This is a genomic window from Microcoleus sp. A006_D1 (assembly GCF_036702805.1).
GTDB lineage: Bacteria > Cyanobacteriota > Cyanobacteriia > Cyanobacteriales > Microcoleaceae > Microcoleus.
This window is the reverse complement of record NZ_JAUBVZ010000003.1, coordinates 408,618-420,372: the sequence shown is the minus strand read 5'-3', so window position 1 is coordinate 420,372 and position 11,755 is coordinate 408,618. Positions and strand designations below refer to the sequence as shown.

At 46.0% G+C, this 11,755-nt stretch carries 12 protein-coding genes; 7 read left to right on the top strand and 5 right to left on the bottom strand.

All coding sequences use genetic code 11. The features are described from left to right. Positions 1 to 46: 46 nt before the first annotated feature. On the bottom strand, positions 47 to 871 hold the full coding sequence (locus QUB68_RS07515; protein WP_332990872.1) for an SDR family NAD(P)-dependent oxidoreductase: 825 nt from the start codon (positions 869 to 871) through the stop codon (positions 47 to 49). 641 nt (positions 872 to 1,512) lie between these two features. Beyond that, entirely contained in the window at positions 1,513 to 2,946 is a 1,434-nt protein-coding gene (locus QUB68_RS07510; RefSeq protein ID WP_332990871.1) for a carotenoid oxygenase family protein, read from the bottom strand. Between the two features lie 73 nt (positions 2,947 to 3,019). On the opposite strand from QUB68_RS07510, the gene QUB68_RS07505 reads away from it, so the two are divergent. The 7 genes from QUB68_RS07505 (at position 3,020) to QUB68_RS07475 (ending at position 10,911) form a co-directional block, all read left to right on the top strand. Beyond that, a complete protein-coding gene (locus QUB68_RS07505) occupies positions 3,020 to 4,033 on the top strand; it encodes a S66 peptidase family protein (RefSeq protein WP_332990868.1) in 1,014 nt (337 codons plus the stop codon). A gap of 144 nt (positions 4,034 to 4,177) precedes the next feature. Then, positions 4,178 to 4,942: a class I SAM-dependent methyltransferase gene (locus QUB68_RS07500; protein ID WP_332990866.1), complete on the top strand. Its 765-nt coding sequence runs from the start codon at positions 4,178 to 4,180 to the stop codon at positions 4,940 to 4,942. 219 nt (positions 4,943 to 5,161) lie between these two features. Continuing rightward, the gene (locus QUB68_RS07495; protein WP_332990864.1) at positions 5,162 to 6,169 is read left to right on the top strand and encodes a cytochrome c oxidase subunit II; all 1,008 of its coding nucleotides are present in this window, start codon (positions 5,162 to 5,164) and stop codon (positions 6,167 to 6,169) included. A 78-nt stretch (positions 6,170 to 6,247) separates the two neighbouring features. Then, on the top strand, positions 6,248 to 8,059 hold the full coding sequence (gene ctaD / locus QUB68_RS07490) for a cytochrome c oxidase subunit I (protein ID WP_332990862.1): 1,812 nt from the start codon (positions 6,248 to 6,250) through the stop codon (positions 8,057 to 8,059). Between the two features lie 378 nt (positions 8,060 to 8,437). Further along, the gene (locus QUB68_RS07485) at positions 8,438 to 9,064 is read left to right on the top strand and encodes a cytochrome c oxidase subunit 3 (RefSeq protein ID WP_332990860.1); all 627 of its coding nucleotides are present in this window, start codon (positions 8,438 to 8,440) and stop codon (positions 9,062 to 9,064) included. A 78-nt stretch (positions 9,065 to 9,142) separates the two neighbouring features. Next, positions 9,143 to 9,541: an HNH endonuclease gene (locus QUB68_RS07480; RefSeq protein WP_332990859.1), complete on the top strand. Its 399-nt coding sequence runs from the start codon at positions 9,143 to 9,145 to the stop codon at positions 9,539 to 9,541. 134 nt (positions 9,542 to 9,675) lie between these two features. After that, positions 9,676 to 10,911: a hypothetical protein gene (locus tag QUB68_RS07475; RefSeq protein WP_332990856.1), complete on the top strand. Its 1,236-nt coding sequence runs from the start codon at positions 9,676 to 9,678 to the stop codon at positions 10,909 to 10,911. 12 nt (positions 10,912 to 10,923) lie between these two features. Here QUB68_RS07475 and QUB68_RS07470 read toward each other — a convergent pair whose 3' ends face one another. The 3 genes from QUB68_RS07470 to QUB68_RS07460 all read right to left on the bottom strand — a co-directional run. After that, positions 10,924 to 11,223, bottom strand: a complete 300-nt coding sequence (locus QUB68_RS07470) for a (2Fe-2S) ferredoxin domain-containing protein (protein ID WP_332990854.1) — start codon at positions 11,221 to 11,223, stop codon at positions 10,924 to 10,926. Between the two features lie 84 nt (positions 11,224 to 11,307). Beyond that, positions 11,308 to 11,487, bottom strand: a complete 180-nt coding sequence (locus QUB68_RS07465) for a hypothetical protein (RefSeq protein WP_332990852.1) — start codon at positions 11,485 to 11,487, stop codon at positions 11,308 to 11,310. A 77-nt stretch (positions 11,488 to 11,564) separates the two neighbouring features. Continuing rightward, positions 11,565 to 11,755: hypothetical protein (locus QUB68_RS07460; RefSeq protein WP_332990850.1), on the bottom strand; the 191-nt coding region annotated here is incomplete at its 5' end.

The window sequence follows — 11,755 nt, the reverse complement described above, 5'->3', positions numbered from 1 at the left end:
ACCCTACATATAGCCGTAAGGTGCGCCATAAGCACGCTACATTAGTTTATCGCCCGCTAGCCAAAGCCTCCCGCAATTTGCGATCGCCCCGCGACTTCTGTGAAAGTTGTGGAGTCGCCATCCGCAACACAAAATCCAGCAACCAAGGGGCAATGCGGTGACACCAAACTGCTAAATGACTTTGGTATCCCACCAAAATTTCCGGCGCATCTTTGTGCAAACCCGCGACAAGTGCTAGGGCAACTTTTTCGGGAGTTGTCGGCACTACCCAGCGAAATTGCTCCAAGTCTCGCACCATGTCAGTATCTGTTAGAGATGGCAGCAAAGCTGTGACTCGAACATTGTACTGAGTTAACTCGCTACGCAAAGCTTGGGTGAATCCCAAAATGGCAAATTTGGTAGCAGAATAAGTGGCCATTGTCGGAGCGGCAATTTTGCCCATCAAGCTCGAAACATTGACGATTGTTCCGTCTTTTTGAGCAGCCATTCGCCTCGCTATCAAGCGGGTAATTGTGTAAGTTCCCAGCAAATTCAAGGCGATTTCTTCCTCAATTAACGGTAGCGGGGAACGCAAGAAAGATGCTTGGTGTGCAACGCCAGCACAGTTGACTAGCAGGTGAATCGGGCCGCAATCTCGCCAAGCTTGGGCGATCGCAATATTCACCGCTACTGACTGAGTTAAATCCAAAGCTAACGGCACTACTTCTGTGCCAAAAACATCGATTTCCTCTGCCAATTCGATTAATTGCTTGCGGTTGCGTGCGACAATCACCAAGCGTTTGACTCCTTGTCTGGCTAATTCCAGGGCGATCGATCGCCCAATGCCGCGCGAAGCCCCTGTAACGATAGCTGTTTTTCCTTGAAGCTGCATAGATTAAACCCTCTGATTTTGATGCTCACCGCAGCACGGAGTTATGAGTTGTGAGTTATGAATTATCAGTTATGAGTTGAATGTTTTCGCGGTAACAACTCATAATTAATAAGTTTGGGCAAGGCTATCTAGTTTCGATATACCTAATTGATTTGTGGAGTTAACTCAAAACTCAAACCTTTTGAATCGTAGACGTGCGCGTGAGCTGAACTAAACTTTTGGTTGGCCAGAAATCGGTCAAAAATATGGTCGGTCAACCTCATTCAAGCAGACAAACCTGAGATGGGAAAACATAGTCTGGAATCATGCCAAAGCGGGCTTTATTACCGCTTTTTCCTAGAGGACTTACAGGGTGTCAGAAACTGGGTTTCTTCCTAGATTTATTGTCGCTAAACCTCTTATTTTTGTCAGAAACCGGGTTTCTTTGTGTAAGCCCTCTTTCAGTCTGCGGAGACATACGAGAGTCTGTGCAGTCGCGCATAAAATGCGCTTAAAGTAGCACAGGATAATTGAGCAATGTAGAGAATAAATTCCACACCTCCTAGATATGAGAATTTCCTCTCTACACACACCTTAACAACTTGACAGAAAAGCGGCAACAATTTTTAATAAATCTTCCGCAACACTTCTTTACATAATTATCAGACTGCGGATTTCCAAGTACCGTGAAAGCTCAAAGGTATGACACCGGGCAATTCTAGCTGACAAATAGGGGGGCGAGAAAGTCCGTTGCTGTCAAATATCCACACTTCGCTGCTATCAGAATTGCCGTCGTAAACAACTGTCAAAATCCAACCTTTCTCCGATGAAATATCTGGAACGTAGATGGGCTCTGCGGGATAGCGATTTTCGCCGCAGTCGGCAATTGTGAGATTGCCATTTTGCGTGTCCAAACGGGCGATCGCACCATAACGTTCCGCTACAATATCAACATCAGCCCGATACATTGCCAGATAAATATACCGCGAGTCTTGGCCAATTTCTGAAGCAGGTACAACCGGAAACTCGCAAGCTTTATCCAACAATTCTTCTATTCCTATCACTTTCCCAGTCTGAGGATTGAGATGCACTCGGCAAAGAGTCCCCTCCGCATCGGTGCGAGTTTCACCTGTCGGTACTTCTTTCAGTCGCTGATTAGTTTGCAAGTCAGCATAGCGCACAAAATCAACTGCAACTTCACCATCTTCGGTGACAAAACCGTTAGCAAAATGCCACTGAAACCAAGCATCGGTTTCGCCGCGACTAACTAAAGAAAGAGTTTCGGAGTCAAAAACTAATATCTGAGTTCCTAACTCCGGTTTCCACTCAAAGGAGTCGCCATAACTGCCAATTCCTGCTAACACTGGCGCTAGATTTAGTCGCACTGGTGGCACAAAAAATATCAGATACTTGCCAGCAAGCACAAAATCGTGCAACAGCGGAATCCCATCTAAAGCAACTGTTGCTTTGTTAACAATCTTGCCCGTAAAATCGCTTTGATAAACATTCAACTTTGTACTCAAGCCTGGGGTGATTCCAAAGTTAAAAATATTCCCAGTAATCGGGTCGCGCTTACAATGAGCAGAATAAGCAAATTTACTATCCTTATTGCCTAAATTGTCGATTCCCTGAGTTTCCAGAGTTTCCAAATCGAGGCTGTGAGGCGCGCCGCCTTCCCATAATGCCAAAAGGCGATCGGGCAAAGCTAAAACAGAAGTATTCGCAGCATTCTTAACAGGTTTAGTCCACCGCAACAACACAGGGCCCGGTGCAGTCATGCCGTAATTAGTGTAGAGAAATCTATCAGCTTTTTCTTCAGCTTGATATCCCGCTGTTTGCACGTAGCGATAAACAGCCGTAGCACCAACATCGCTAAAATCCACCGCCAAAATTGCACCGTCGCCGTCAAACCAATGTCCCGCATTCATGCCGCCGCGTTGCAAACGTGCGGGCCCGTTGCGGTAGAGAGTGCCGCGCAATCCCTCGGGAATTTTACCGCTTTTAACTGATAGCTGAGTCAGCGGAAACTCCGCAGCAGGACGGGCTAAAGATTTGGCCCAGGATTTTTTAGCTGAGATTTTACTTTCTGTTTTCATTGGGAAATGGCAATTTTTAGCTGGGCTGGCAGAAACTTTGCTATACAATTATAGCACAAATCACCTAACAGCTATGACTCTCCCCCGCCGCTATCTGCTCAGAACTTTTGGGCTGACTGCTATTGGTACTCAGCTTTTGCCCATCGCCCAAACCAACCTATTTCCCAAAAGTGCGATCGAGCCGCGCCGCCTACAAGTCGGTGATACCGTAGCCTTAATCAATCCTGCCGCCTTCAGCTACGAAAAAGAAGTTCAGCCATTTTTTAAAGTTCTGGATAACCTGGGCTTGAAAGTTAAACTGGGAGAGCATTTTTACGACCGCTACGGCTATCTAGCAGGCAAAGATGCCGATCGCGCCGCCGATGTCAACGCAGCCTTTGCCGATGGCTCAGTGCAAGCTATTTTTACTGGGATGGGTGGCTGGGGCTGCGGTCGGATATTGCCGCTTTTGGATTACAATATGATCCGCAACAATCCCAAAATTATCATGGGATTCAGCGATATTACGGCGCTATTATTGGCAATTCATGCTAAAACTAATATAGTTACTTTTCATGGCCCTTTAGGTGTATCAAATTGGAGTCCTTTTACAATAGATTACGTCAAGAAAGTTTTGTTTGACGGAGGTTCTGTGACTCTCCAAAACTCCAAAACTGTGCCCATTGAAACAATCCGGCGCGGCACAGCTAGGGGAAAACTAATCGGCGGCAATTTATCAGTAATAGCAGCACTGGTGGGTTCGACTTATTTGCCGGAGTGGGAAAAGAGTATTTTGTTTGTTGAGGAAGTTAGCGAAGAGGTTTATCGCGTCGATAGAATGTTGACGCAGCTTAAATTAGCTGGCATTCTCGATAAAATATCCGGTTTTATTTTCGGACAGTGCACCAAGTGCGAGGCTGAAAAACCCCAAGAGTCCCTCACCTTAGCTCAAGTCTTGACGGATCACGTTCGCCCCTTGAATATTCCCGCTTGGTACGGTTCGATGGTGGGACACATTCGGGATAAGTTCACTTTGCCGATCGGCAAAGAAGTCGAAATCGATGCAAATGCTGGTACAATCAAATTATTATCATCCGCCGTCAATTAAATTTGGTCAGAATTAGATGGAAATAAATAAACCCCATCATGTCATTGCGAGGAACGAAGCAATCGCAGAGTTTGATGATAATTCGAGATTTGGCACCCGCTCGCGAGCAAACATTCAAATACCAAACACAAAATCAAAAATATCGTGAGAAAAACCGCACAATTTATTAAACCATTAACCGCAATTATCTTAACAATAATTTGCCTATTATCGCAGAACGCTTGCACAGCAGCCAATGCCACTGACACAAGCAACAGCGATGCAATTTACCAGCAGCGAACAGTCCACAATCCCGACGGAACCGGCAAATTTTACATGGGTCGAGAAATTGCCCAAGTCATGGGATATCAAGGCGCAGGTTGGCTGGAAAGACCATCCCGCGGCATGGAAGAAAAATCAGCTCGATTAGTAAATAATCTCGATTTAAAACCAACCGATATTGTAGCAGACATTGGAGCAGGAACTGGATATTTTAGCTTTCGCATCGCTCCCCTAGTTCCCCAAGGAAAGGTTTTAGCAGTTGACGTGCAGCCGGAGATGCTCAATTTTATTGAATTGAACAAACAAGAAAAAAATATCTCTAATGTTGAGCCAGTTTTGGGAAATATCGACAATCCGAATTTGCCGGAAAATAGCGTAGATTTAGTTGTGATGGTCGATGCTTATCACGAATTTGCATATCCCAGAGAAATGATGCAAGGAATTGTCAAAGCCCTCAAACCCGGAGGCCGCACGGTATCGATCGAGTATCGGGGCGAAAATCCGCTCATCCCCATTAAAGGCTTGCACAAAATGACGCAGCAGCAGGTGAAAAAAGAAATGGCAGCCGTTGGTTTAGTATGGAAAGAGACAAAAGAGATGTTGCCCCAGCAGCATTTAATGGTGTTTGAGAAAAAATCTCAAATTTAGCCGCCAAACAAAAGGATTTTTTACCATTTTTAGTGATTTTTGTCAAGGGACATAAGTCGTATTAATGCGAACAAGCGATCGCCCAAAAATACGAAGCCTTAAGTAAGCGTTAAGATAGGGATTACCCTCAAAATGTCAATTTACAATTAAAAATTGATAACCCAGAGGCGCTTCCCATATTGTTCAAGCGAAGAAGTGTCGCTACTACAAGGTACCAGCGTGAACATTCCAAGTTCCATCCTCACCATGCTCGCCGGCATCGGAGTGACTCTGATCAGTCTCTGGTACGGGCAGAATCACGGTTTAATGCCGATCGCCGCCTCTGATGAAGCATCCCAGATAGACGGACTCTTCAACACAATGATGACCATTTCCACCGGACTATTTATCATGGTTCAGGGAATTCTGATCGTTGCAGCAATTAAATACCGTCGCCGTCAAGGAGACAACACCGACGGCCCACCTTGGCATGACAACTTTCCTTTAGAAATTCTATGGACAGCCGTGCCAGCGGTGATAATTTTAGGAATCGGAGTCTACAGTTTTGAGATTTACAACTCAATGGGAGGCCTCGATCCGATGGGGAATCACGACCACGGAACCATGCAATCGCAATCTAAAATGCGCGGAAGTGCGATCGCAGCCACGCTGTCAGATATGCCCCAAAACACCCCTCAAATTCCGCCGGACAAACGGATTGCTCTAGGCGTAGGCGCTTCCCCAGAAAATGAAGACAAAGCACCAGACTTAGTTGTAAATGTCATGGGTTTGCAATACGCCTGGATTTTTAGCTATCCAGAAAGCGGCCTTAGTTCCGGCGAACTGCATATGCCAGCCAACCGCGACGTGCAGCTAAATATCGCAGCTCAAGACGTACTACACGCCTTTTGGATGCCGGAATTTCGCCTCAAACAAGATGCAATTCCCGGGCGGCCGAGCGAACTGAGATTTACAGCAAATAAAGTCGGCGAATACCGAGTTGTTTGTGCTGAATTGTGCGGCGCTTATCACGGAGCGATGAAAGCTGTAGCAGTAGTTCACACCCCCGAAGAGTTTGACAGTTGGGTGAAAGAACAGCAAGCAGAAGTTGCTAGCACTCAAAACTTAGAGCAAGCAGTTGCAGTCAATCCCGAGAAATTGTCAGATGGGGAATTTTTAGCTCCCTTCGTCAGGGAAATAAAAGTCAATTCCGAAATTCTGGAACAACTTCACCCAACTCATCACTAAAAATAGTCATTAGTTCCTGGCACTGAGTATTTTATCCTTAGCTAATAACTAATGACTAATAACTAATGACTCATAAATATGACACAAGCACAGTTCCAAGAAACTGCCAACATTGAGGCTCGCGGAACAGCGCCGGCCGACAGACATTGGCGAGACTACTTCACTTTTAATACCGACCACAAAGTCATTGGTATTCAATACCTAGTTACAACTTTTGGATTCTATCTAATCGGCGGCGTGATGGCAACTATCGTGCGAACCGAACTCGCCACACCAGACTCCGATTTTGTCACCCCCGAACTCTACAACAGTTTATTTACTGTTCACGCCACGGTGATGATCTTCCTGTGGATAGTACCCGCAGGCGCCGGATTTGCTAACTTTTTGCTCCCCTTAATGATTGGGGCAAAAGACATGGCATTTCCCAGGCTGAATGCCGTTGCCTTTTGGTTGATTCCCGTAGGCGGCATTTTGCTGTTGAGCAGTTTTTTGGTCGGAGCTCCCCAGGCGGGTTGGACTTCCTATCCGCCTTTGAGCTTAGTTACTGCTCAAGCTGGGGAAGAAATCTGGATTCTCAGCGTTTTGCTCCTGGGAACTTCTTCGATTTTGGGTGCGGTGAATTTTGCCGTTACCATCTTCACGATGCGGGTTCCCAGCATGAGTCTCAATGAAATGCCTTTGTTTTGCTGGGCAATGATTGCGACTTCAGCGCTGACTTTAATTGCTACTCCAGTGTTAGCAGCAGCTTTGATTTTGCTATCCTTTGACTTGTTAGCAGGAACGGCATTTTTTAACCCGACTGGCAACGGCGACCCCATCGTCTACCAGCATTTATTCTGGTTTTATTCGCACCCGGCAGTTTACATTATGATCATGCCCTTTTTTGGGGTGATTTCAGAAGTTTTGCCAGTGCACTCGCGCAAGCCAATTTTTGGTTATTTGGCGATCGCCTATTCCAGTCTCGCCATCAGCTTTTTAGGCTTAATCGTATGGGCGCACCATATGTTCACCAGCGGCACACCGGGCTGGCTGCGGATGTTTTTCATGATCACCACCATGATCATCGCCGTACCAACTGGAATTAAAATATTTAGCTGGTTAGCAACAATTTGGGGCGGCAAACTCCGGTTAGTCAGCGCCATGCTATTTGGGATGGGTTTTATCTCAACATTCGTCCTCGGCGGCATCACCGGGATCATGGTAGCTTCCGTACCTTTCGACATTCACGTTCACGATACTTATTTTATCGTCGCTCACTTACACTACGTGCTGTTTGGCGGCTCGGTGTTTGGAATTTACGCTGCTTTTTACCACTGGTTCCCCAAAATGACTGGGCGGATGCTTAATGAATTTTGGGGTAGAGTTCACTTTGTTTTAACCTATGTGGGCTTTACTGTAACTTTCTTGCCGATGCACGCTTTGGGGATGCAAGGAATGCCCCGGCGCGTGGCAATGTACGATCCGAAATTTACCACCATTAATGTCATTTGTACGATCGGCGCTTATATGCTGGCAGTCTCTACAATCCCGTTTATTGTTAACGTGATTTGGAGTTGGAGGTACGGCCCGAAAGCAGGTGATAATCCTTGGGAAGCTTTGAGTTTGGAATGGATGACGACTTCGCCGCCACCCATCGAAAATTTTGAAGGAGTGCCGGTATTGGCAACCGGGCCTTACGATTACGGCATGGAAAAAATTCAGAACACTGGGGAACGTCTCAGGCTGAAGTTGAGGGAAAATGCGATCGCCAGCGCCAGTGGCGAGAAACGCGGTATTCCGATCGCAGAGGCTCAAGCTTCCGCTTTCTTTGGCGGTACTGCAACTTTGGTCGAGCCTGAATCCGAGATAAACATTGATTCTCCTGCTGATGAAAGTCAAGATGGCAATTAGTCATCAGTTATGAATCATGAGTCATCAGTCATTAATGTCAACAAACAGGTCAAACGTAGTACCGATCTGTTGTCTGACGATTAAGCTCTCGATCCCCCCTAGCCCCCCTTAAGAAGGGGGGAACCGGAAGCGATAAAAGTCCCCCTTCTTAAGGCAGGAACCGGACACACTCAAAGTCCCCCGACCTAAGGGGGATTTAGGGGATCTCGCAAGAGGATAAAAGCGAGATTTCTCATCGCTTTTAGTCTTAAGTTGACACTAATGCCCTCTTCCCTCTTCCCTCTTCCTGCAATCCGTTACATCCGTTAAATCCTTTACAAAATCCGCTGCCGAACTTCCCTCTTCCTTCAAAATCCCATTACCAACTAGCAATTTATTATGCAACAACTTCCTGCGATTGATCCAGCAAAAACAGCTCTCAATTACCACCACAGCGCCGAAATAGAAGCCCACGGCGAAGAGCATCCCGACCACCGAATCTTAGGCGTACTTGTGTTCTTGGGATCTGAAGGCATGATATTTATGGGTATGTTTGCCGCGTACTTGATTTATCGGGCGATGGCTCCCATGTGGCCGCCTGAAGGTACGCCCGCGCGAGAGTTATTGCTGCCGGGAATTAATACAGTAATTCTGATTGCTAGCAGTTTTGTGATTCACAATGCGGATACTGCCATCAAAAAGAATGATGCGACGGGTATGCGAAATTGGTTGCTCGTGACTATCGCCATGGGCGTCGTTTTCTTGTGCGGTCAGGTTTACGAATACACTCATTTAGAGTTTGGCTTGACGACTAATTTGTATGCCAGTTGCTTTTACGTTTTGACTGCTTTTCACGGCTTGCACGTGACGTTTGGTGTAATCCTGATGGCTGGGGTAGTTTGGCGATCGCGCGTGGAAGGTCACTATTCTAGCGAACACCACTTCGGCATCGAAGCGACTGAGATTTACTGGCACTTTGTCGATGTAATTTGGATTGTTTTGTTTGTGCTGCTGTACGTGATTTGAGCGTAGGCTTTTCTACTTAGCGGGCAGGCAAGATTCCTGCCCCACCAGCAATTAAAACCCCCTACAGGGGGTTTTTTATTGTTTGCGAAGTGCGATCGACCTTTAGTCACTCTCTCAAAGCCGATCGCCCTAAATGACGTTAAATTTAAAGTAGCAATTCTCCTATCCAGCAGTAATGAGGAAATTATGCAGTGCCAATTGTGCGATCGACAAATGGAAGCATTAACCGCCCACCACCTCATCCCCAAACAAAACACCAAGCGCAAAAATGAAGATCCCAGCCCGACGATCGACATTTGCTCTGCCTGTCACCGCCAGATTCACTCTCTCTTCGACAACAAACACCTAGCCCAAGAGCTCAACACCCTAGAAAAACTCAAAAATGATCCCCAACTCCAGAAATTTCTCTCTTGGGTTAGGAAACAAAAAACCGACAAACGCATTCAAGTACACGGCAAAAAAGCACGTGAAGCCTAGCTATCTCGCAGCGAATCGCCAAACTCGCACTCAGATATCTAGTCCTAGAGGCACTTGCTGTCTGCAACCAGGTTTCTTGGGCTAAATCCTAGTATAGTTATTTACTTATTCGCAACCAGCTAATAACTATTCTCATGAACCTCACCTCCCTCGAACTCGCAAAAGACCGATCGCGCATCTTCAAAAACTACCTCCAAACCGAAATAGATGTCAATGCAAACTCAGAAAAACTAGCCTTTTTAGACCGGGGAATTCAAAACTCTATTTACCAAAAAGAAATTAAAAACTATCCCGATTATCTCAAACAGAAACCCGATGGCATCAAAGTAATTAGCTACAGTCCCCCAGCCAATAGCCCCCTCAAACTTAACTTATTTCCCAGCCTCGGAGAACTACCTCAAATTAACCCTCAAGCTTTAAACTTTCTCCACGAAGACATCAAACAAGCCTGCGTTTGCATTGGCACTTTTGTCGGGGGCAAAATTCAGGCGCAGTGGCTGGGAAAAAATGCACTTACCACAGGTGAATTTTGGAGCGCCACTAAAATTATCCCGCTCCTGAATATCGTCAGTCAACTAAATACCAAATATCCCGACTGTGACATAGACAACTGCGTGATTAGAGATGGAAATGGGCAAAAACACGATCTTTACTTTTACGATTTAGCAAAACACATGATTAGCTATACCGAAAATATAGCAAGTTCAAACTCCTTAGCCGCGATGTTCAAACGCTTTGATACTCGCACAGGATTAGAGCAGTGGCTGAAGCAAACTACTGGCAATAACGACGTAACTTTTCAGGGCGATTACGGCGACATCTCTTATCTAAGCAACCCCAAAATATTCGATCTCAGCAAAAAACAAGTGCTGCTAACTGCCGCCGAAAACAGCCGCGAACAAAATAATTCCGTATCGGCTTATGACTTGACCAGGCTGATTTCTATGCTAGGATGGCACTTCCATCTCGAACAGCGATCGCGCATGAAAGGCTCTCAGTGGAGCAGCTTAGAAAGCATTGTGAGAGCAATGGGACATGACACCGCTCGATACGCGGACGTAGCAATCAAAACTTTGGGTATGGATAGCCTCATCTCTGCTCCGGTAATTATCTCAAAATTGGGTTATGGAGTGAGTTCGAGGAGGGGAACGATCGAAACAGTTTATGTGGCTTTAGTGCGGTTTGTGGACGATCGCCCGAAAGCGACGGGAAAGCCTGCTAAACTCAGAACCTTAGCCCTGACTTTGCGGGCCGAAAAAGTTTTAGACGGTTCCAGCAGTGGCGATCGCAAAGCGATCGAACTCGACGCCAGAGTCGCCGCCGAAGTTACCGAAATTCTGCGCCGGCTGTGTGCGGAAGAATTTGCTTAAATTCGAGCATGACTACTTAGAAACCCGGTGAAACTTGCGGTAAAGCATCCTCTCTATCGGCTTTCCACCCCGCAAATGTTGCTCGGTGATGGCAGCAACTTCCGACTCAGCAACACCGCTGTACCAAACCTCTTCTGGCAGCACCAACACCATCGGCCCGTTGCCGCATTGTCCCAAACAACTGCTAGCTACAACTTCAACTTCTGCACCGGACAATTTCTGAAAAGCTGTCAGTACCTTGGCTGCACTTTGCTTGCGACAAGTGCGGTTTTGGCAAACAAGAACTCGCCTCGAAGATTCGATATTTTTCATGTTTTTTTGCTTGACAGTCTGCTATATCTATGCTATATTATCATCGGAATAAGTGCGGCTATATATAACATAATTGTAGAAAAGTCATTGCGGATTTTGGACGCTGCTCAGAGCAACGTCCCACAAATTAGGATTAATCCGATGATAAACCTTTTGATGCCAACCATTGTCGATCGCACTACATAAATATTTGATGAATCGCCTAACCGCAGATACTGTTGAGATAATTTCCACAGCCAAACCCATTTCGATACACGTGTGCAACGCGGCTGCTAATCAGATGATAAACCTTTTGATGCCAACCATTGGCGATCGCACTACATAAATATTTGATGAATCGGCTAACCGCAGATACTGTTAAGATAATTTCCACAGCCAAACCTATTTCGATACACGTGTGCAACGCGGCTGCTAATCAGATGATAAACCTTTTGAGGCCAACCATTGGCGATCGAACTACATAAATATTTGATGAATCGGCTAACCGCAGATACTGTTAAGATAATTTCCACAGCCAAACCTATTTCGATAC